Genomic DNA, 21,616 nt, shown 5'->3' on the forward strand with positions numbered 1-21,616 from the left:
AGCGGCTTTTTTAGCTTTCACTCGGGCAATGGCGGCGGCAACTGCAGCCTGGCGGGGATCAATTTCTGTGGTTGTTGCCGTGGCGTTGGCGGGTTGTTTTTCGGCCTGACGTGCTCTGGCCTGTGCCTTACGCGCTTCACGGGCGGCAATAGCCGCACTGTTATCTGGAGTTTGTCCGGCCACAACCTGAATCACTGAATCCCGCTTTTCTGGCTCCAGAGCCAAACGACTGACTGCCGCGTCCACGGTGTCTTTATCCACCTCTGTTAGCTTGACCGCCGCTTGTTTGTGGCGTAATTCGCGCGCCAGTTTTTCGCGCTGTAGGCGTGCTTGCTTAGCTTCAAAACGCGCTTTTGCTTCAGCGGCTCGGGTGCTTTCTAGATCGATCGCGCGAATTTCAGCTTTTTCCTGACGATAATATTGCACCAAAGGAATATTACTTGGGCAAACATAGGCGCAAGCACCGCATTCAATGCAATCAAACAAATTATGGTTGCGTGCCTTTTCATGTTCTTCGCCACGGCTAAACCAATAAAGTTGCTGCGGTAATAAACCCGCCGGGCAGGCATCGACACATAAACCACAACGAATACAAGCTTGTTCCGCCTCAGACAACCCCATCTCAGCCTCTGCAGGGGCCAAAATACAGTTACTGATTTTTACGATGGGCACATCAAGGCTGGGCAGAGTAAAGCCCATCAATGGGCCGCCCATAATCACCATCGGTTGGCTTTGCGGCTGAAAACCCGCCAAGGCCAACAAATGGCTGACGGGGGTGCCGAGTCTGGCCCAGAAATTTCCCGGTTTTGCTAAGGCGTCGCCCGTTAAGGTCACAACCCGTTCAATTAATGGCTCGTCATCAATAATTGCCCGCTTGATGGCGACAACCGTCCCGACATTTTGCATCAATACCCCAATAGAGGATGAATGCTTACCGAAGGGCACTTCCTGACCGGTCAGAATCTTGGTGAGCTGCTTGGCCCCACCGGAGGGATATTTAGTGGGAACCACCCGCAGCTGTATTTTATCCTGACCTTGTAGTGCTTGTTGCAGCGCCGCAATGGCTTCAGGTTTATTATCTTCAATGCCAATCAGCACCTGCTGCGGTTGCACCAGGTGGATTAAAATATGAATCCCGGTCACCACTTCTTCGGCATGGTCTTGCATCAGCCGGTCATCGGCAGTGATATAAGGTTCGCATTCCGCAGCATTAATAATGAGTGTGGTAACGCCGCTTAAGCCGCCTTGCAGTTTGCTGGCAGTGGGGAAACCCGCGCCACCTAAACCGGCAATCCCGGCCTGATGGATGCGGTCAAGCAGGGCGAGTTTATCCCGTTGCAGATAATCTGCCCAAGGTTGTTGTGCTCGCCAGCGGTCTTCACCATCAGGGGTGATATGCACACAAAGCTCCGCCAGACCTGAGGGATGCGCGGTGGTGTGGGGGGCGATGGCGCTAATGGTGCCGGATGTTGGGGCATGAACTGGCAGGGTGCGGCCCCGGCCAACAGTCAGCGGTTGCCCCTTTAACACCTGTTCACCTGCCGTAACGCACAATTCACCTTCTGGCCCCAGATGTTGCTGCAATGGAATTATCATTTGTGCAGGCAAAGACGCAATACGCATCGGTACCTGGCTTGATTGCAGCTTCATTTCCGGTGGATGGATGCCACCGTCGAAGTCCCAGATAAGGTTGTCAGGTTGACGGGCAGTAAACAGCTTAAACATGTTGCTCCACATCTATCATTTTTACCGGGATCATTTGCGATGCGGTTAACTGCGACGGCAGGTTTTTGACCGGAATGGTGTTTAAATCCCACTTCCAGTTAGCGGTGGTGGTCGCCACCGGGATCATTTCAATACAGTCGGTTGGGCAGGGAGACACGCACAGGTCACAGCCGGTGCAGAGGTCGGGCAACACGGTATGCATCGCGCGAGTGGCACCGACAATGGCATCGACTGGGCAGGCCTGAATACATTTAGTGCAACCGATGCAGTTTTCTTCATCGATAAAAGCGACTTTGCGCTGAGGATGGGCAGCCGTTTCATCCCCATCCAAGGGTTGTGGCTCGACGGCCAGCAACTCGGCCAGCTTCAGCATGACCTGTTCACCACCGGGCGCGCATTTGTTTATTTTCTCACTGCCACCGGAGACGGCTTCGGCATAGGGGCGACACCCAGGGTAGCCGCATTGACCACATTGGCTTTGCGGTAAAATCGCATCAATTTGTTCAACTATTGGGTCTTGTTCAACTTGAAAACGACGGGCAGCAAAACCCAGCACGACACCTGAAATCAGCGCCAATGTGCTTAATGCCCCTATAGCAATCCATAACGACATCATTAGAACTTCACCAATCCGGTAAAGCCCATAAAGGCCAGTGACATTAATCCGGCAGTAATCAGGGCAATGGACGAGCCACGGAAGGGCGCGGGCACATCAGCCACCGCAAGGCGTTCCCGAATCGCCGCGAACAACACCATAACCAGCGAGAAACCGGCGGCAGCACTGAAGCCATAAACCGCAGATTGCATGAAATTGTGAGATTGATTGACATTAAGCAAGGCCACACCTAATACCGCACAGTTTGTAGTGATTAACGGCAAAAATATCCCCAGCAAGCGGTACAGCGCCGGGCTGGTTTTGCGCACCACCAGTTCAGTAAACTGCACCACCACCGCGATAACTAAAATGAAGGACAACGTCCGCAAATAGACTAATCCCAGCGGCAGCAAAATAAAGCTGTTGACCATCCACGCGCACACTGAAGCCAGTGTTAGCACGAAAGTGGTTGCCAGCCCCATACCAATGGCGGTCTCCAGTTTTTTGGAGACACCCATGAAAGGGCACAGGCCAAGAAATTTGACCAGTACGAAGTTGTTTACCAAAACAGTACCGACAAACAGGAGCAGGTATTCAGTCATTGCGGAGCCTAAAAAAATAAAAGCCGCCTATTATCCAAAATTGGCGGCCTAACGACAACAGATGAAGTACAAGGTTATTGTCATTTTCCCTTATTTTATAACTGTTATTCGGCAAAATGATGCATTTCGGGCGGCCATTACTCCCCCAAGTCATTGAGTTACCTCAACTCCTTGGGTTTGTTTTGCTGCCGCCGCCCTATAATTCAAAATATGTTGGATAAAGGACGAAAATCGCACAATTACCTTATTTTTCGGTAAAAGTGTGTTTCACCCGCTGAGAACGCTTGAAATAGGGAACAAAAACAGCGGCGGCCAACAGCGGCCAACCCAAAGAACGCAAGGCAATATCATCGTTGATTGGTGAAAACGCGAACGCCTTCAGCGCTAATAATACGGTTAACAATAGCCACAGAATAAACCATTTAGGCAGGCGACATGAGCGGCTGCAAAATAGCCAAATAACCCACAATGTAAAAATCCACATTAATACCGTGGTAATTACCGAGAAATACCACTGCAGGGTAAACGCCTGAGAGTTAGCCAGCAGATATTCCCTGGATTCTGGTGTGAAAATGGCCATGGCATACAACACCAGCATCAAGCTGGCACTGAGTAATGTCACAATCAAATACGCCAGCGGGGCCAACAACCAGCCACCAATTCGTTGATATTCTTGCTTTTGAGACATAGTAAACCTTATTTATCTATCATGACTGCTGTGCATGGGGGCTAGCTTAACCCGCAAATGCGTCCTTCGTCATCTATATCAATATGGTAATAAGCTGGCAGGGTGCCAAGCCCCGGCATGGTCATAATATCCCCGGCATAAATGCGGACAAACCCGGCACCGGCGGATACTGCGGCGGCAGTGACCGGCAATACAAAATCCTGTGGCACATTTTTCAAACTGGGGTCTGCACTGATAGACAAAGGGGTTTTTGCCATGCACAGGGGCAAATGACCAAAACCGGCGGCGGTGATGGCGGCCAGTTGCTGGCGTGCTTGCGGGGTAAAACTGACCTCGCGCGCCCCGTAGTTATTCGCCAATAACTGTATTTTCTGCTCCAGTGACGCGCTATCAGGGTAAGGAAGTTTGGGTTCTGATGCCTCGGCACAGGCATTGATAACCTGCTGCGCCAGCGCGGTGGTGCCACTCCCCCCGTGGGCAAAAGCCTCACTGAGTTCACAGGCAAAGGCACCGGCAGACAGCGCATAATCAGTTAAAAAGGCCAGTTCCTCGGCACTGTCTTCGGGGAAGCGATTGACCGCCACCACCACCGGCAAACCATAACTCTTGGCATGATGAATATGCCATTTAAGATTGGCGCAACCTTGGCTCAGTAAGGGAATATTGGTGCGAAGGATCTCAGCGGGCAGTGGCTGGCCCGGCTTGATATCAAACACCCCGCTGTTGGCTTTGAGGCTGCGCAATGTCGCGACCAACACAATGCAGGCCGGGGCAATGCCGGATTGGCGATACTTAATATTAAAGAATTTCTCCATGCCCATATCGGAACCAAAGCCGGCTTCCGTCACTACATAGTCGGCTAACTGTAACCCCAGCCGGTCAGCCAGTACCGAGGAGTTTCCATGGGCAATATTGGCAAATGGCCCGGCATGGATAAGCACTGGCGTGTGTTCGCTAGTTTGCATTAAGGTTGGGTGGATAGTGTCCTTCATTAAGGCCGTCATCGCACCCGCGACCCCGAGATCCTCGGCAGTAATCGACTCGCCACGCAGGGACAGTGCCAAAATAATTCGGCCGATCCGTTGTCGCATATCTGGCAAGTTTTCTGATAGTGCCAAAATGGCCATCAATTCTGATGCGGCAGTGATTTCCACATGGTCATCGCGCGGCACACCTTGGGTTCCGCCACCCACCCCAACGTGAATATGCCGCAAGGCGCGATCGTTAAGGTCAACCACCCGTGGCCAGAGAATCTTTTGGATATCAATATCTAACAGTGGCAGGCCGGTGTGTTGACTAAATGCCGGCCCCAGCCGTTGTTCATGATAGAGGCGGGCATCCAGCGCGGCAGCGGCCAGATTATGGGCCGCACTAATGGCATGAATATCGCCGGTGAGATGCAGATTTAGTTTTTCCATCGGCAACACTTGCGCCGCGCCGCCCCCTGCGGCTCCCCCTTTGACACCAAAAACCGGGCCAAGGCTAGGTTGGCGAATACAGGCAACCCCGCGATAACCTAATTGATTTATCCCCTGACTCAGCCCAATGGTGGTGACGGTTTTACCTTCTCCCAAGGGGGTCGGTGTAATGCTGGAAACCAAAATCAGCTTACCTGTGGCATGACCGGGGCGTAATGCGCGGATATCGACTTTCGCCATATGGTGGCCATAGGGGATTAACTCATCTGCCGTCAGACCTAATTGTTGCGCAATATGCTGAATGGGTTGCAAGCTGGCATCATGATTCACAGTGGTTTGGCGGGCGAGTTCATCGGCAGTGGGGGAAATTAGGGCTGTCATGCTGGGAAAGTTCCTCTTATACCCGTCATTTTTCAAGATGCAGCGGTGTTGGCTGCCATCGGGTGGGTGTTTCAGTGATAAAACGGTGACAGTTAATCACGATGAATATAAAACACGGCGAAATTATCACACAAACTGTTAAGTCTGGGGCAATGCAAATCAATAAATGTGCAGTCAGCAGCAGTGCTAAACAGCAAGCCGGCGCAATTTATCTTGCTGAGCTTGAGAACAAGCTGACATTTTCAATGCCGAGTCTGGCGGGGCGACTGTCGCTATCGGCGCTCCAGCCACTTTCGCGGCCGCCTTCCTGCGGCACATTTCTACTCTCATCCACTTTTACTTTCATCCACATTGTCAGTCGCCTGAGTTTATATCCGCGGTGATTTTATTTTGTGTGTTTTTATTATCAATTGAATTCTTAAAATCGAATTAAAAGATATTTTGAGATGGAATACATTATAAAACCTTACTTTATAAAGGCGGTGTAGAAAAGGCGCGGTACAATTCCCAAGTTATATCTTGATTACATGAAAAATATCTGTTTTTCACGATGAAATAATAGGCAATATAATTTATGGAAAACCACGTTCATTCCTCTTTGGTTTGTGCTGCCCGATTACTTAGTTTAGCGGGTTTTAGTGCTGAGCCGGTAAAAGTCTTTAGGCAGAATACCCCCATTGATATGTCGACAATGGTCACCTTCAGGTTATTACAACAGCATTTATCCCAATTATCACGTTCCACACCCACGCGGTTTACCGTCAGAAAACAGCAATTAAATAAAATTAAAGCGGAACAACTGCCGCTGGCATTTCGGGATATGCAAGGGCGCTTTATCTTATTGGCCCGATTAAATGATGAACAGGCTTTGCTGCAGTACGCCGACAGCCAGCAACCCAAGATAGTCAGCCATCAGGAGCTAAGCGCCTTATGGAGCGGAGTGGTTTTCGTCTGTCGCCATTCGCGCTTTGATATTCGCTGGTTTATTCCGGTGTTACTCCGTCACCGAAAATCACTGACTCAGGTGCTGATATTGTCCTTAATGCTACAGTTTTTGGCCCTGATATCGCCGCTGTTCTTTCAAGTGATTATGGATAAAGTATTAGTTCATAATGCAATGACCACGCTTGATGTATTAATTCTCGTATTATTAGTGACGGGAATATACGAGGTGGTGTTGAAATTCTTGCGTGAATATATTTTTACGCACACCACCACCAGGGTGGATATTCTCTTGGGTGGGAAGTTATTTAACCATTTAATTAAATTGCCACTAAGTTATTTTAAGCAACGGCATGTCGGCAATATTGTCGCCAGAGTGCGGGAATTAGATAATATCCGTGATTTTATTACCGGCTCGGCCCTGACATTATGTGTCGATGTGGTCTTTACCCTGATTTTATTTATTGTGATGTGGTGCATATCGCCACTGCTAACCTTGATTGTGTTGGGCAGTTTACCGCTTTATCTGTTATTAGCCGCACTGAGCACTCGGCCACTGCAAAAAAAAGTCAGCCGGTTGTGTGGTTGCGCGGCGCAAAATGGCGCATTTCTTACCGAAACCCTCTCGGGTGTTGAAACAGTAAAAAGCCTGGCACTGGAACCGCAGATGCAGCAGCGCTGGGAGATACAAACGCGCGATTACGCCCAGGCAAATTTTCGGGTGCAAAATCTGCAAAATTTCAGCAGCCAAAGTGCCCAGTTGCTACAAAAACTGGCCGGTGCGCTGGTGATTGTCATTGGGGCGTATCAAGTGATGTCGGTACAGCTCAGCATCGGGCAACTGATTGCCTTTAACATGTTGGCAACACAGGCATTAATGCCGATGAGTAAGCTGGTGGATTTATGGCAACAGAGTGTGCGGGCGCAGGTCGGGCTGACACTGATTGCCGACATTTTGAGCTTGCCGATGGAACAGGCGGCCACCACTGCGCCAATGGATAGCCCTATTCGCGGTGATATCGTGTTGAAAAATGTCATTTTTCGCTATCGTCCTGACCTTGAGCCGGTGCTGCGCGATTTCTCATTATCACTGCGTGCAGGGGAGCACATCGGCTTGGTGGGGCCGTCAGGTTCTGGCAAAAGCACCGTAGCGCGGTTATTGCAGCGCCTGTATATCGCCGAACAGGGCATTATCAGTATTGATGCTTGCCCCATTAGTCATTTCTCCCCTAAAGGTTTGCGGCGGCAAGTTGGGGTGGTGATGCAAGAAAATCATCTGTTTAACCGCACGGTGCGAGAAAATATTGCTTATACCCGGCCCACTGCGTCTCTCAGTGAGGTGGTTGATGCCGCGGTGCTGGCGGGCGCTCACGCCTTTATTCTCGCGCTGCCGTTGGGGTATGACACCGTGCTGTCAGAGGGCGGTGCCTCTCTTTCCGGCGGGCAACGCCAACGTATCGCTATTGCCCGCACATTGCTGGCTAATCCCCGGGTATTGATTTTTGATGAGGCGACCAGCGCCTTAGATGATGAATCACAAGCTGAAGTGCAGAAGAATATGGCGCGCATTATTGCCAATCGCACCGTGATGACTATTGCCCACCGTCTTTCAACTGTGCGGCATTGCCACCGCATTGCGGTCATCACGCAAGGGCAGGTCACCGAGCTTGCCAGCCATGAGCAGTTGTTGGCACAAAACGGAATTTATGCCCAGCTGTGGCGACAACAGGCTGATTTTAGCTACGGGGAATCAAGATGAAATTAATGGATTATGTGGCTACATGGCCGTGGGTCAACGCCGTGAAAAATAGCTGGCGGCGCTATGCGGCGGCGGGAAAAACTCGCGATGAATATGATTTTCTGCCCGCCTATCTTGATATTGTCGAGCGCCCGGTGGCCCCGCTGGCAAGGCGTACCGCCTGGTTTTTGGCATTAACATTAGTGATGGTATTGGTTTGGTCAATTGTAGGAAGGCTAGATATTCATGCCTCTGCCAATGGCAAGGTGATTGTCTCGGAGCATTCGAAAGTTATCCAACCCTTAGAGCCGGGGATGGTGACCGCAATTCATGTGCGCGACGGTGACCGTGTCACGGCCAATCAGCTGTTAATCGAGCTCAATCCTATCGGGATTGATGCTGAAATAGACAATATAAAGCAACAAGCTATGCATCGCAGGCTAGAGGCGGCGCGCATGACTGCATTACTGACGGATACGCCGCTGGAGAATTTTAGGGTGCCCGCTGGCAGCCCTGATGAGATGGTTAACTCCGCTAAATCCCTGTTGATAAAAGAGTTTAATGGCCACAATGCCGAGCTGGCGCGCCAGGAGAGTGAGTTGGCGGTTAACCAGGCTCAATTGCAGTCCGCGTTGGTCAATATTGCCAACCAGAAAATCTTAATGAAAAACATTCATCAGCGGCTGCGGGCATTACAGACGCTGGCCAAATCGAAATCCATTGCGCAGGTGGAGCTATTGGTACAAGAGCGGGAATGGCTGAATGCGACGGCGGAAGCCAGCCGTTTTCAGAATGAATCCGCCATTTTACAGGCTAAGGCGCGTCATCTGACACAAACTCGCTGGCACTATGTGGCGGAAAAGAAAAGAGCCTATCAGGAACAATTAAATAAAAATCAGGAAGTTATCAATCAATTGCGACAAGAGCTGATTAAATTGAAGGAAAAACAGCGCCAGCAACGGTTGCGTGCTCCGGTCAGCGGCGTGATTCAACAGCTAGCGATACATACGCTTGGCGGCGTGGTCACCACCGCCCAACCGCTGATGGTCTTAGTGCCGGAAAACGCCCCCTTGGCACTGGATGTCATGATCCAAAATAAAGACGTGGGTTTTGTGCGGCCGGGGCAAGGGGTAGAGGTCAAAGTCGACAGTTTCCCTTATACCCGCTTTGGCACCCTGTCCGGCACGGTAAAACACATTTCTCAGGATGCAATGGAAGACCAACAGCAAGGGTTGGTGTTCCCGGCCCGCATTCAGCTTAACAGCGATACCCTGCTGGTGGAGGGCAAACCGGTGCGTTTGTCTGCGGGCATGGCGGTGAGTGTCGAAATTAAAACTGGCCGGCGGCGGGTGATTGATTACCTGCTCAGCCCATTGCAGCAGTATCAATCTGAAGCGATGCGGGAGCGTTGATATGACAACCTCTACCTCAAACCCAACTCAAGTTATTCCTGCATTAGCCGCATTGGCGCGTGCGGCTGGCTGTTTTGATCTTGCCGTCGAAGTCGCAGTGCTGGCCCATCAATTAGGTGTTGCCCCGGAAAAAATAGACAACATGGCATTGTGCCGCGCTGCGGGGTGGATTGGCTTGCGGGCCAGAGTCGTCAGCCAGCCCTTTGCGCGGTTGGCTCATCTGACATTACCCATCTTGTTCAGCAATGGCAGCGAGTGGTATGTGCTACTGGCGCTCAATGAGCAGGGGGCCATCATCCATGTGGCGACTGAAGGCCAGCAACAGCAAATAAGCTCGCAGGAATTGGCGCGTTTATGGCGTGGCGAGGCCATCTTACTCGCCAAGGCGGAGCCAACGGCACAACAGAACACCGCCTTTGGTTTTGGCTGGTTTATTCCAGTGATAACCAAGTATCGCCATCAGTTGCGCAATATTATTTTGGTTTCACTGTTATTGCAGGGCATTTTGCTGGTGACGCCGATGCTGTTTGAAACGGTGATCGACAAAGTGCTGGTCAGCCGTGGCGTGGGCAGTTTAATGGTGCTGGGCACGGCAATGATTGCTTTGGCGGTGGCAGAGCCCGGTTATACCTTTTTGCGCGGTTGGCTGTTCTCACATTTATCCAGCCGAGTGGGGGCGGAGCTGAATACCGGGCTTTATCGCCATTTATTGGGGCTGCCGCTGGGGTATTTTACCGCGCAACCAACGGGGCAAACTATCGCCAAAGTCCGTGAAATGGAGCAAATTCGCAGCTTCCTGACTGGTTCTGCTTTGACCATGCTGTTGGATTTACTCTTCGTCAGCACCTTTATCGCGGTAATGTTTTGCTACAGCACCATACTGACATGGATGGTTATCGGCTCTTTGCTGTGTTATTTGCTGTTTTGGTGGGCCGTCAGCGGGATGTTACGTAAGCGGGTGGAACGCCAGTATGAAGCCAGCGCGCATAACACCGCATTTCTGACCGAAGCCATCAGCGGGTTAGAAACCATCAAAACCTCCGCCACGGAGGCGTTGTTTAATCGCAGTTGGCGCGCGTCTCTGGCGGGGTATGTGCGGGCGTCATTTGCTTGCTCGCGGGCATCCAATATTGCGGAGCAAGGGGTTTCCCTGATCCATAAAGTGACTTCAGCCATTTTATTGTGGCGTGGCGTCACCTTGGTTTTGGCCGGGGAACTCAGCCCTGGGCAATTTATTGCCTTTACGTTATTCGCCGGATATGTCACTCAGCCTATCTTACGGTTGGCGCAAATCTGGCAGGATTTCCAGCATACCCAAGTGGCCCTCAAGCGCATTGGCACCATTATGGACAGCCCGGCTGAACCCGGCAGTGTGGGGTTATTATCCAACCATACAATGGCAGGCAGTCTGGCATTTAAACAGGTGCGTTTTCGTTATCAGCCCGATACCGCTGAAGTTATCCAAAACCTTAATCTGGATATTGCCGGTGGCGAGTTTATTGGCATTACCGGGCCATCAGGATGCGGGAAATCCACGTTGACCAAGCTGTTGCAGCGGTTATATACCCCGCAACATGGGCAGATTTTGGTGGATGGGCAGGATTTAGCCATTACTGATGCCACCAGTTTGCGCTGCCAGATGAGTGTGGTGTTGCAAGAAAGTGTGCTGTTCTCCGGCAGCATAAGGGACAACATTTGTCAGTGCCGACCCAGTGCGGATGATAACCACGTTGAGCAGATTGCGCGCCTGGCGGGGGCACACGATTTTATTGTGTCATTGCCGCAGGGCTATCAGACGCCAGTGGGTGAACGGGGCGGGATGTTATCTGGCGGCCAGCGCCAGCGGGTGGCATTGGCCAGAGCATTAATGGCCAATCCTAAAATATTGATTCTTGATGAGGCCACCAGTGCCCTGGATTATGAATCTGAGGCCGCCATTATGCGCCAGTTACCGGAAATTATTCGCGGGCGCACGGTGATTTGTATTGCGCATCGGCTAAATACCTTGCGGTTATGTCATCGGATTTTAGTTTTAAAAGAAGGTCAGGTGGTAGAGCAAGGGAGCCATCAGGCGTTGTTGGCACAGGCGGGGGCGTATGCAAAATTATGGCGGTTACAAACGGCGTGAACAGCATGTTTAATCGCGGGATAGCAAACCCATTATGTTAAATATTTGCAGGGGCGGGGCCGCCCCTTTGGTATATTCCCCTTCAATCAACCGGTGCAGAAGACTGAAGGGGATAACTTCAACTTAATGTTTTAGATGGTAATAAACTTCATTCCACCGGATTTCATTTTTAAATGACGGTAAGGTGGTGTCGTTATCAATAAGCAAGAATTCGATGCCGTGCATTTCAGCATACAAACGCAACTCATCAACCCCAATAGCTTGTGAGAACACGGTATGGTGTGCGCCACCGGCGACTATCCAGGCTTCGGCTGCGGTTGCCAGTGAGGGCTGGGCTTGCCAGATGGCGCGGGCCACCGGTAATTTAGGCAGTGGGTGCGGCTGTTCGACGGTATCAACCACATTGACCAATAAGCGGAAGCGGTTACCCATATCAATCAGGCTGGCATTCAGTGCCGGGCCTGCGGGGGTTGAGAAAATTAACCGCGCGGGATCGGCCTTGCCCCCAATCCCCAAATGTTGCACATCCAGCAGTGGTTTCTCTTCTTTAGCAATCGACGGGCAGACTTCCAACATATGGGAACCCACCACCAGATCATTGCCCGGCTGGAAGTTATAGGTGTAATCCTCCATAAAGGACGTGCCGCCTTTCAGGCCGGTGCCCATCACTTTCATAATGCGCAGCAGTGCCGCGGTCTTCCAATCACCTTCACCACCGAAACCATAGCCTTGTTGCATCAGGCGCTGCACCGCCAGACCCGGTAATTGCTTCAGGCCGTACAGGTTTTCAAAGTTAGTGGTAAAGGCTTTAAAACCGCCTTGTTCGAGGAAGCGCTTCATGCCTAACTCAATGCGCGCGGCATCGAGCAAGTTTTCACGTTTATTCCCATTGAGTTTCACCGCATCCGTCAAGCGGTAGCTGGCTTCATACTCTTCAACCAGAGTATCAATATCCGCTTGACTGACGGCATCCACGACCTGCACCAAATCGCCGATCCCGTAAGCATTTACCGAGTAACCAAACTGAATTTGCGCGGCGACTTTATCGCCTTCTGTTACGGCTACTTCGCGCATATTATCGCCAAAGCGCGCCACTTTCAGTTGCTGGCTTTCTTGTTTGGCTGCGGCGACGCGCATCCACTGGCCAATGCGCTGATGGGCGACTTTATCCTGCCAATGACCGGTTATCACGCTGTGTTGCTGGCGCATACGTGCGCCGATAAAACCAAACTCGCGGCCACCGTGGGCGGTTTGGTTTAAGTTCATAAAGTCCATATCCATGGTATCCCACGGGATTTGGGCATTAAACTGAGTATGGAATTGCAGCAGCGGTTTATTCAGGATACTCAAGCCACCAATCCACATTTTGGCCGGCGAGAAAGTATGCAGCCAGGTCATTATGCCAATACAGTCTGTCGCGTAGTTTGCTTCGCGGCACAGGGCGGTGATTTCATCTGGCGTGGTAACCAGTGGTTTCAACACCAGTTTTACCGGTAAACCGGCTTCGGTGTTTAAGCTGTTGACCACCTGATGGGCATTATCCATAACTTGTTGCAGGGTTTTAGGGCCATACAGGTTCTGACTGCCAATCACAAACCACACTTCTGACTGTTTGAATATGTCCATCTGAGACTCCGTTAAATAAGTGAGTGTTCGGTATTAAATCAGTGCTTAGCTTCAATTGCCGGTGCGTAGTGTGGTTCAGCGGATAAACACCACTGCTGATAGCGTTGATAAAGTTGTTGATAACGTGCAACTTGTTCGGCGTTTGGTGTCAGGGTGCGCTCAATCTTACACGCCATTTGGCTTTGTGCAGCAGGAACATCAGCAAACACGCCTGCAGCAACCGCGCCAAAAATGGCGGCCCCCAGCGCACAACATTGATCAGAGGCGACTATCTGTAGTGGCCGATTCATGACATCGGCACAAACCTGCATGATAACTGGTGATTTCCGCGCAATCCCGCCTAATGCCAGCACGTTCTCGACCGGAATATCTTGCTGTTCAAAGCATTCCATAATGGCGCGAGCACCAAATGCCGTGGCGGCAATAAAGCCACCAAACAGCGTCGGGGCATCGGTTCCCAGATTCAGGTCGGCAATCACCCCCTTGAGGCGCTGATTGGCATTTGGGGTACGGCGGCCATTAAACCAATCCAATACCACCGGCAGATGGTCAAGAGAGGGATTTTTGGCCCATTCGGTGGTGAGTGACGCCAGCAGGGTGGATTCAATCTGTTGTAGCTGAGGCTGTAATTCGGGCTGTGCCAATGCGGCCTGCTGCAATGGCCAACTCAATAAACGGCTAAACCAGGCGTACATATCGCCAAATGCCGATTGGCCGGCTTCCATACCAATCCAGCCCGGCACGACACTGCCCTCGACTTGCCCACAAATCCCGGCAATGGCCCGCTCACCGACTAACTTTTCATCGGCGATTAAAATATCGCAGGTCGAGGTGCCGATAACTTTGACCAAAGTATAAGGTTGCGCACCGGCACCGACAGCGCCCATATGGCAATCGAAAGCCCCGCCGGAAATCACCACAGTTGCCGGTAACCCCAGGCGCTCCGCCCATGCAGCGGTAATTAACCCCACCGGACGTTCGGCGGTATAGGTGTCAGTAAACAGCGGGTAATCAAGCTTGTCGACCAGACAGTTATCCAGTGCCGCCAGGAATTCGCGTGGCGGCAATCCACCCCAAGAAGGGTGCCACAAACTTTTATGCCCTGCGCTGCATCGGCCTCGTTGAATATCCTGCGGGGCGGTGGTGCCAGAAAGTAACGCCGGGATCCAATCACACAGCTCAATCCATGACACCGCAGTATCACGCACCGCTTTATCTGCGCGACTAACATGCAAAATTTTGGCCCAAAACCACTCAGAAGAGTAAACCCCGCCGATATAACGCGAATAATCGGCAAACTCGCCACTGCGACATAAGCGGTTGATTTCTTCTGCTTCTTCAATGGCGGTGTGATCTTTCCACAACACGAACATGGCATTAGGGTTATCAGCAAAATCAGGGCGCAGCGCCAGTATCTGGCCTTGTTCATCAATAGGGGCCGGTGTGGAGCCGGTGGTATCTACCCCAATACCAACAATATGTTGACGTTGCGTTTCCGACAGGCGGCTAACCACCTGACGAATGGCTTGCTCCATCGCTTCTATATAGTCGAGGGGATGATGGCGAAACTGGTTGTGTGCTGCCTGACTGTATAGCCCTTTCTGCCAGCGAGGGTAATAGACCACTTCGGTATCTATCTCGCGGCCATCTTGGCAATCCACCGCCAATACCCGGACAGAATCACTGCCAAAATCCAACCCGAGCGCGATAGCGCTATTTTTCGATACTGGTCTAACGTCGCCTGTCATGGGGTTGCTCCTAAGGATTGCAGAAAACAAGAATTCATTGGCAATAACCATAGGAGTGAGTGACGGCAAGTCGTGAGGAGCCAATAGCTGGAAGTATGCACTTTTCTGCTTCCTACAGCGATTTTGTGATGCCAGTCAAAAGTTGCAGCGAGGTTAAATTCGCTGAATATATGGATTATCAAACTGTAATCCTTGGATGTGATAGCGCTCTACATTCTGATGCGTAATTAACGTTAAAACTGTCATCGTCTTACTGGGTGTGGTCAGGTTAGGTGGCTTTCAATAAAGCCTATAACTGCACTACAGCTAAAAAATAACACTGATAACGTTTCCACTGAAAATCGGTTGATTAGGGTGGGTGACGATTAAATAAACAAAAAAACTCTCTTCCTACAAAAACAGTCCGGAGAACACTATGCATAAATTAACTAAGGCGCTGGCAGTGGTTGGGTTAGCGGCAGTTATGTCACATTCAGCTATTGCTGAAAGCATGAAACTGGGTTTTTTGGTCAAGCAGCCTGAAGAGCCCTGGTTCCAGACCGAATGGAAGTTCGCCGATAAAGCAGGGAAAGATTTAGGTTTCGAAGTGATAAAAATCGCCGTACCTGACGGTGAAAAAACACTGAACGCGATTGATAGCCTGGCGGCCAGTGGCGCGAAAGGTTTTGTTATTTGTACGCCAGATCCAAAACTGGGGCCGGCCATCGAAGCTAAGGCGCGCAGTTATAACCTCAAAGTGATTGCTGTTGATGACCAATTCGTCAATGCCAAAGGCAAACCGATGGAAAGCGTGCCATTGGTGATGATGGCCGCGACCAAAATTGGTGAGCGCCAAGGGCAAGAGCTGTGGAAAGAAATGAATAATCGCGGCTGGCAGCCGGGCGAAACCGCAGTGATGGCGATTACATCAGATGAGCTGGATACCGCTCGCCGCCGCACCAGCGGTTCGATGGACGCGCTGAAAGCTGCGGGCTTCCCAGAGAAACAAATCTATAAAGTCCCTACAAAATCTAACGATATCCCTGGGGCATTTGATGCGGCTAACTCCATGTTAGTGCAACACCCAGAAGTGAAAAACTGGCTGATTGTCGGGATGAATGACAACACCGTGTTGGGTGGCGTGCGCGCGACCGAAGGTCAGGGCTTTAAAGCACCGAATGTGATTGGTATTGGTATTAACGGCGTGGATGCGGTGAGCGAACTGTCCAAAGGCCAGGCCACCGGCTTCTATGGTTCTCTGTTACCAAGCCCAGATATTCATGGCTACAAAAGTATTCAGATGTTGCATGACTGGGTCACCAAAGATGTTGAACCGGCTAAGTTTACTGAAGTCACGGATGTGGTACTTATCACCCGCGATAACTTTAAAACTGAGTTAGAGAAAAAAGGCTTGATGTAATTTCGCACAAGCGAAAGCCATTGGCGCACTGGGGGCTGGCTGAGGCTGGCCCCAATTAACCACACAGTTAACTACACAGTGCCACCCAACTTTATAAGGGAGCCATCATGTCAGCACTGCATTCTGCGTTACAAGCCGAGCTGGAAGCCGAGCAGTCACCTTATCTGGCTTTTTGTGGCATCGGAAAAAGTTTTCCCGGTGTTCAAGCGCTGGATGATATCAGTTTTACCTGTCAGGCCGGGCAAATCCATGCCCTGATGGGGGAGAATGGCGCGGGGAAATCAACGCTGCTAAAAATTCTCAGTGGTAACTATTCGCCGACCAAGGGCGAGATCCACATTAAAGGTCAGCCGGTTAATTTCACCAATACCACCGAAGCGCTCGACGCGGGGGTCGCCATTATTTATCAGGAACTGCATTTGGTTCCAGAAATGACAGTGGCAGAAAATATCTATTTGGGCCAATTGCCTGCCAAGATGGGCATGGTTAACCGTAAATTACTGCGCTACGAAGCCAGTTTGCAGCTTGCTCATTTGGGGCTGGATATTGATCCCGAGACGCCACTGAAATATCTCTCCATCGGCCAATGGCAGATGGTGGAAATTGCCAAAGCGCTGGCCCGCAATGCCAAAATTATTGCCTTTGATGAGCCAACCAGCTCGCTCTCTGCCAGAGAAATTGAACAACTGTTTCGGGTGATCCGCGAATTGCGCGCTGAAGGGCGGGTTATCCTGTATGTCTCGCACCGCATGGAAGAAATCTTTGCACTGAGTGACGCCATTACGGTGTTCAAAGATGGCCGCTATGTGCGCACCTTTGATGATATGGCGCAGGTCAATAATGATTCACTGGTACAAGCAATGGTGGGGCGCGATCTGGGGGATATTTACGGCTATCAACCCCGTGAAATCGGCCCTGAGCGGCTCACCCTGCAAGACGCAAAAGCCATTGGGGTGAAATCTCCCATTAGTCTGACCGTCCATCAAGGCGAAATTGTTGGCTTATTTGGTTTGGTCGGGGCTGGGCGCAGTGAATTACTCAAAGGGATATTTGGTGGCACCAAACTGACCAGCGGGCAGATTTTACTGGATGGCAAAGCGCTGACAATCCGCTCACCGATTGATGCCATTACCGCCGGGATCATGTTGTGTCCGGAAGATCGCAAAGCTGATGGCATCATTCCGGTGCATTCGGTGCAGGACAATATCAATATCAGCGCCCGGCGCAAAACATTGACCGCGGGCTGTCTGATTAATCATCGCTGGGAGCGCGAGAACGCGGCACTGCGAATTCAATCTCTGAATATAAAAACCCCTGGCCCCCAACAGTTGATTATGAATCTATCTGGCGGTAACCAGCAAAAGGCCATTTTGGGCCGCTGGCTATCCGAAGATATGAAAGTGATTTTGCTGGATGAACCGACACGCGGTATTGACGTCGGGGCCAAGCATGAAATCTATAACGTGATTTATTCCCTGGCAAAACAAGGCATTGCCGTGCTGTTTGCCTCCAGTGATTTACCGGAAGTGCTCGGGCTGGCGGACAGAATAGTGGTGATGCGCGAGGGCGAAATTTCCGGTGAGTTAGAGCACGGTAATGCCACGGAACAGCAGGCGCTGAGTTTGGCGATGCTACGAACCCCAAATATAGCTACTGATGCCGCGCCTGCGGTCGCCTGATGGTGAGGAGATAAGATTATGTCCAGTGTGACTTTGAATTCTGATAAGAAAACCCCAGCAGCCCCCCAGTCACAGCCCCCGCAGGAGGCACCGGCGAAAGGCGGTTTCGGGCTATCCCGTATTTGGGACAGCTACGGGATGCTGGTGGTATTCGCGGTGGTGTTTATTGGCTGCATAATATTTGTGCCTAATTTTGGCTCCTTTATCAATATGAAAGGGCTAGGGCTGGCTATCTCGATGTCGGGGATGGTGGCGTGCGGCATGCTGTTTTGCCTGGCATCCGGTGATTTTGACCTGTCTGTAGCTTCGGTCATTGCTTGTGCGGGGGTAACCACTGCCGTGGTTATCAATATGACCGAAAGCTTGTGGCTGGGGGTTGCCGCCGGTTTGTTACTGGGGGCCTTGTGCGGGTTAATTAATGGCTTTGTTATTGCCCGGCTAAAAATCAATGCCTTGATAACCACATTGGCCACCATGCAGATTGTCCGTGGTCTGGCTTATATCATCTCTGACGGTAAAGCTGTGGGTATCGAAGATGAACGTTTCTTTGCCCTGGGTTATACCAACTGGCTTGGCTTACCGGCCCCAATCTGGATAACTATTGCCTGCCTGGCCTTGTTCGGTTTCCTGTTGAATAAAACCACTTTTGGCCGTAACACTCTGGCTATTGGCGGCAATGAAGATGCTGCCCGCCTGGCAGGGGTTCCGGTGGTGCGCACCAAGATTATTATCTTTGTGTTATCCGGTCTGGTGTCGGCGGCGGCAGGGATTATTCTGGCATCGCGGATGACCAGTGGTCAGCCAATGACCTCAATTGGTTATGAGCTGATTGTTATCTCGGCTTGTGTGCTGGGTGGGGTGTCACTCAAAGGCGGGATTGGTAAGATTTCCTATGTCATTGCGGGGATCTTGATTCTGGGTACCGTGGAAAATGCCATGAACTTGTTGAACATTTCGCCGTTCTCGCAATATGTGGTACGGGGTTTGATCCTGCTGGCGGCGGTTATCTTTGACCGTTACAAACAGCTGGCCAAACGGACGGTATAAACGCGCTAACGACAGAAAAGTCCATAAAAAGCCATTCTGGTTCACAGTTCTGTTATCTGTATCGGGCAGCGTAATTTCTGCCCGATAAACTGAAATAAGCAGCAGCGTTTGCATACATCATCGCAAAGGACTCCAAGGAGGCTAAATGTACCATCGAATGGTTCAGGAACCGCAACCCAATCCCTTGTTACCAGGCTACACCTTTAATGCCTATCTGGTCGCAGGATTAACCCCGATTCTGGCAGATGGACCACTCGATTTTTTTATCGACAGGCCGGGCGGTATGAAAGGCTATATTCTGAATCTGACCATTAAAGGTCAGGGCAAGATTTTTGACGGTGAAAATACTTTTTACAGCAATCCCGGCGACTTACTGTTATTCCCCCCCAAAGCCGCGCACTATTATGGCCGCTCACCTAACAGTGACTGCTGGTATCACCGCTGGGTCTATTTCAGGCCACGGGCCTACTGGGCCGACTGGTTGGAATGGCACAGCAAAACCCATGAGGTAGGGCGCTTATCTTTGCCAAACAATAACTTATTGCTGGAATTTGACCGGTTGTTTGCCAATATCGAACAAACGCAAAAATCGGGTCGCCGCTTTGGTGAAGAATTGGGCATGAATTTATTGGAGCGATTACTGCTGCGCTCAATGGAAGAAGACCCGCTTAGCCCGCAACGAATCATGGACCCACGGGTCATTGAAGCCTGCCAATTTATTACGGGTAATCTGGCCGGCGAACTGCGCATTGACGAAGTCGCGCGGCATGTGTGTCTGTCTCCGTCGCGGTTGGCGCATCTTTTCCGTGAGCAGGTGGGCATTAATATCCTGCGCTGGCGCGAAGATCAACGCGTGATTCGCGCGAAGTTATTGCTGCAAACCACCCAAGAGCCTATCGCCACGATTGGTCGCGTGGTGGGCTATGACGACCAACTCTATTTCTCCCGCGTTTTTCGCAAGCGTGTCGGGGTGAGCCCCAGTGATTTTAGGCGGCGCAGCATCGAAACCAACTATCCACAACGCAGTCTGCGCCAACCAGAATGGCACGGAAATTCTGAGGCAATAGTGCGGATTTAATTCCGCCAGCCTTCATATGCAAAATTACCTCTTGTGGCGTGAATCATCATGGTGTCAAATCAATACCCTTCGCCTTTGACGCCACAGGGGGTTAGCTCCCACCGGCGACGCCAATGAATTGGCTATCATCGCGCTAACGCCGAGCAAGAGGAAAGCAATAATGGCTGACAACATAAAAGTAGGTTTATTGGGCTACGGCTATGCCAGTAAAACATTCCATGCGCCGCTGATTATGGGCACGCCGGGGCTGGAACTGGCCGGTGTTTCCAGCAGTGATGCGAGTAAAGTTCATGCCGACTGGCCATCAATGAACGTGGTTGCTAATCCGCAAGCATTATTTGATGACCCCAGCATCGACCTTATCGTTATCCCGACCCCCAACGACACCCATTTCCCTTTGGCGCAACAAGCGCTAGCCGCCGGTAAACACGTGGTGGTGGACAAGCCTTTTACCGTGACACTGTCACAAGCTAACGAGCTAAAAGCGCAGGCAGATAAGGCCGGTTTACTGTTGTCGGTGTTCCACAATCGCCGCTGGGACAGTGATTTCCTGACACTAAAAACCTTGTTGGCGGAAGGTACGTTGGGGAAAGTGGCTTATTTTGAATCTCATTTTGACCGCTATCGCCCGGAGATCCGCCAACGCTGGCGCGAGCAAGCCGGTGCTGGTGGCGGCATCTGGTACGATTTAGGCCCGCATCTGTTGGATCAAGCGCTGCAACTGTTTGGCTTACCCGACACCCTGTATGTTGATTTGGGCATGTTGCGCCCCGGTGCGCAGTCCGTGGATTATTTCCATGCGGTGCTCAGCTACGCCGATAAACGGGTCGTGCTGCATAGCACGGTGTTGGCGGCAGCAGAAACGGCGCGCTATATCGTTCACGGCCTGCAAGGCAGTTACATCAAATTTGGCTTGGATCCGCAAGAGGATCGGCTAAAGGCCGGTGAGCGTTTACCTCAGGCCGATTGGGGTTATGATATGCGCGATGGCATCGTGACACTGTCACATGATGGCGTGCTGGCGGAAAAACCTTTACTGACATTGCCGGGCAATTATCCTGCGTATTACGCGGGAATTCGTGATGCTATTTTGGGAACGGCGGAGAATCCGGTGCCAGCATCCGAAGCCATTAAGGTGATGGAATTAATTGAACTGGGTATCGCCTCAGCGCAACAGAAAAAAGCGCTGCCGGTGCCGTCGGGCAGCTGATGGTTATCCCGGTAGCGCCAAGGGGAATAAATACCCAAGAGCTTGGTGTACCGAAAGGCCGCCAGTGAGCAAATCCCGATGAGCTTACTTAGGTAAGTGATTCGGGTACGAGAGCACAGCTAACACCCCTGTAGCGCCAAGGGGAATATACTGCCCAAGAGCTTGGTGTTACAGGTAGGCAGCCAGTGAGCAAATCCCGA

16 protein-coding genes are annotated in these 21,616 nt (G+C 51.3%); 8 read left to right on the forward strand and 8 right to left on the reverse strand.

Annotated features, from left to right (window positions below; all coding sequences use genetic code 11):
- The 6 genes from rsxC to YROHD0001_RS20500 form a co-directional block, all read right to left on the reverse strand.
- A partial coding sequence (rsxC, locus tag YROHD0001_RS04265) for an electron transport complex subunit RsxC (protein ID WP_032817548.1) occupies positions 1–1,725 on the reverse strand: 1,725 nt, incomplete at its 3' end.
- Positions 1,718–2,341, reverse strand: coding sequence for an electron transport complex subunit RsxB (rsxB, locus tag YROHD0001_RS04260; RefSeq protein ID WP_004715854.1), 624 nt, complete (start codon positions 2,339–2,341; stop codon positions 1,718–1,720). The genes rsxB and rsxC, both read right to left, overlap by 8 nt.
- Positions 2,341–2,922, reverse strand: coding sequence for an electron transport complex subunit RsxA (rsxA, locus tag YROHD0001_RS0118400; protein ID WP_032817551.1), 582 nt, complete (start codon positions 2,920–2,922; stop codon positions 2,341–2,343). The genes rsxB and rsxA overlap by 1 nt, the downstream gene beginning before the upstream one ends.
- Before the next feature lie 244 nt (positions 2,923–3,166).
- Positions 3,167–3,610 (reverse strand): DUF2569 domain-containing protein, encoded by a 444-nt coding sequence (locus tag YROHD0001_RS04255; protein ID WP_004715855.1) that lies wholly within the window; start codon positions 3,608–3,610, stop codon positions 3,167–3,169.
- 41 nt (positions 3,611–3,651) lie between these two features.
- Complete coding sequence (locus tag YROHD0001_RS04250; protein ID WP_004715856.1) at positions 3,652–5,409, reverse strand: formate--tetrahydrofolate ligase; 1,758 nt, start codon at positions 5,407–5,409, stop codon at positions 3,652–3,654.
- A 208-nt stretch (positions 5,410–5,617) separates the two neighbouring features.
- Complete coding sequence (locus YROHD0001_RS20500; protein WP_004715857.1) at positions 5,618–5,761, reverse strand: hypothetical protein; 144 nt, start codon at positions 5,759–5,761, stop codon at positions 5,618–5,620.
- A 222-nt stretch (positions 5,762–5,983) separates the two neighbouring features.
- Between YROHD0001_RS20500 and YROHD0001_RS04245 the strand changes: the two genes are divergently transcribed.
- Genes YROHD0001_RS04245 through YROHD0001_RS04235 form a run of 3 tightly spaced genes read left to right on the forward strand, consistent with a single transcriptional unit; the run spans position 5,984 to position 11,629 of the window.
- Entirely contained in the window at positions 5,984–8,110 is a 2,127-nt protein-coding gene (locus tag YROHD0001_RS04245; protein WP_004715858.1) for a peptidase domain-containing ABC transporter, read from the forward strand.
- The gene (locus YROHD0001_RS04240; protein WP_032817555.1) at positions 8,107–9,501 is read left to right on the forward strand and encodes an HlyD family type I secretion periplasmic adaptor subunit; all 1,395 of its coding nucleotides are present in this window, start codon (positions 8,107–8,109) and stop codon (positions 9,499–9,501) included. Before YROHD0001_RS04245 ends, YROHD0001_RS04240 begins: the two co-directional genes overlap by 4 nt.
- Position 9,502: 1 nt before the next feature.
- On the forward strand, positions 9,503–11,629 hold the full coding sequence (locus tag YROHD0001_RS04235; protein WP_004715860.1) for a type I secretion system permease/ATPase: 2,127 nt from the start codon (positions 9,503–9,505) through the stop codon (positions 11,627–11,629).
- Between the two features lie 123 nt (positions 11,630–11,752).
- On the opposite strand, the gene araA is transcribed toward YROHD0001_RS04235, so the two are convergent.
- Positions 11,753–13,255: an L-arabinose isomerase gene (gene araA / locus YROHD0001_RS04230; RefSeq protein ID WP_032817557.1), complete on the reverse strand. Its 1,503-nt coding sequence runs from the start codon at positions 13,253–13,255 to the stop codon at positions 11,753–11,755.
- Positions 13,256–13,293: 38 nt separating this feature from the next.
- Complete coding sequence (locus YROHD0001_RS04225; protein ID WP_032817559.1) at positions 13,294–15,003, reverse strand: ribulokinase; 1,710 nt, start codon at positions 15,001–15,003, stop codon at positions 13,294–13,296.
- 415 nt (positions 15,004–15,418) lie between these two features.
- On the opposite strand from YROHD0001_RS04225, the gene YROHD0001_RS04220 reads away from it, so the two are divergent.
- The 5 genes from YROHD0001_RS04220 to YROHD0001_RS04200 all read left to right on the forward strand — a co-directional run bounded on the left by YROHD0001_RS04220 (position 15,419) and on the right by YROHD0001_RS04200 (position 21,416).
- The gene (locus YROHD0001_RS04220; protein WP_004715863.1) at positions 15,419–16,402 is read left to right on the forward strand and encodes an arabinose ABC transporter substrate-binding protein; all 984 of its coding nucleotides are present in this window, start codon (positions 15,419–15,421) and stop codon (positions 16,400–16,402) included.
- A gap of 107 nt (positions 16,403–16,509) precedes the next feature.
- Complete coding sequence (araG, locus tag YROHD0001_RS04215) at positions 16,510–18,081, forward strand: L-arabinose ABC transporter ATP-binding protein AraG (protein ID WP_004715864.1); 1,572 nt, start codon at positions 16,510–16,512, stop codon at positions 18,079–18,081.
- Positions 18,082–18,099: 18 nt separating this feature from the next.
- Positions 18,100–19,128, forward strand: a complete 1,029-nt coding sequence (gene araH, locus YROHD0001_RS04210) for an L-arabinose ABC transporter permease AraH (RefSeq protein WP_004715865.1) — start codon at positions 18,100–18,102, stop codon at positions 19,126–19,128.
- A 145-nt stretch (positions 19,129–19,273) separates the two neighbouring features.
- Positions 19,274–20,206: an arabinose operon transcriptional regulator AraC gene (gene araC / locus YROHD0001_RS04205; RefSeq protein ID WP_032817561.1), complete on the forward strand. Its 933-nt coding sequence runs from the start codon at positions 19,274–19,276 to the stop codon at positions 20,204–20,206.
- A 160-nt stretch (positions 20,207–20,366) separates the two neighbouring features.
- Entirely contained in the window at positions 20,367–21,416 is a 1,050-nt protein-coding gene (locus tag YROHD0001_RS04200; protein WP_032817563.1) for an oxidoreductase, read from the forward strand.
- Positions 21,417–21,616 lie beyond the last annotated feature (200 nt).

It is taken from the genome of Yersinia rohdei ATCC 43380, from assembly GCF_000173775.1.
GTDB classification, from domain to species: Bacteria; Pseudomonadota; Gammaproteobacteria; order Enterobacterales; family Enterobacteriaceae; genus Yersinia; species Yersinia rohdei.

Coding starts and splice junctions, on each gene's coding strand:
- araH (WP_004715865.1), top strand. CDS start 18,100: ATGTCCAGTGTGACTTTGAATTCTGATAAGAAAACCCCAGCAGCCCCC.
- YROHD0001_RS04245 (WP_004715858.1), top strand. CDS start 5,984: ATGGAAAACCACGTTCATTCCTCTTTGGTTTGTGCTGCCCGATTACTT.
- rsxA (WP_032817551.1), bottom strand. CDS start 2,922: ATGACTGAATACCTGCTCCTGTTTGTCGGTACTGTTTTGGTAAACAAC.
- rsxB (WP_004715854.1), bottom strand. CDS start 2,341: ATGATGTCGTTATGGATTGCTATAGGGGCATTAAGCACATTGGCGCTG.
- araG (WP_004715864.1), top strand. CDS start 16,510: ATGTCAGCACTGCATTCTGCGTTACAAGCCGAGCTGGAAGCCGAGCAG.
- YROHD0001_RS20500 (WP_004715857.1), bottom strand. CDS start 5,761: ATGTGGATGAAAGTAAAAGTGGATGAGAGTAGAAATGTGCCGCAGGAA.
- YROHD0001_RS04250 (WP_004715856.1), bottom strand. CDS start 5,409: ATGACAGCCCTAATTTCCCCCACTGCCGATGAACTCGCCCGCCAAACC.
- YROHD0001_RS04240 (WP_032817555.1), top strand. CDS start 8,107: ATGAAATTAATGGATTATGTGGCTACATGGCCGTGGGTCAACGCCGTG.
- YROHD0001_RS04225 (WP_032817559.1), bottom strand. CDS start 15,003: ATGACAGGCGACGTTAGACCAGTATCGAAAAATAGCGCTATCGCGCTC.
- YROHD0001_RS04220 (WP_004715863.1), top strand. CDS start 15,419: ATGCATAAATTAACTAAGGCGCTGGCAGTGGTTGGGTTAGCGGCAGTT.
- araC (WP_032817561.1), top strand. CDS start 19,274: ATGTACCATCGAATGGTTCAGGAACCGCAACCCAATCCCTTGTTACCA.
- YROHD0001_RS04235 (WP_004715860.1), top strand. CDS start 9,503: ATGACAACCTCTACCTCAAACCCAACTCAAGTTATTCCTGCATTAGCC.
- YROHD0001_RS04255 (WP_004715855.1), bottom strand. CDS start 3,610: ATGTCTCAAAAGCAAGAATATCAACGAATTGGTGGCTGGTTGTTGGCC.
- araA (WP_032817557.1), bottom strand. CDS start 13,255: ATGGACATATTCAAACAGTCAGAAGTGTGGTTTGTGATTGGCAGTCAG.
- YROHD0001_RS04200 (WP_032817563.1), top strand. CDS start 20,367: ATGGCTGACAACATAAAAGTAGGTTTATTGGGCTACGGCTATGCCAGT.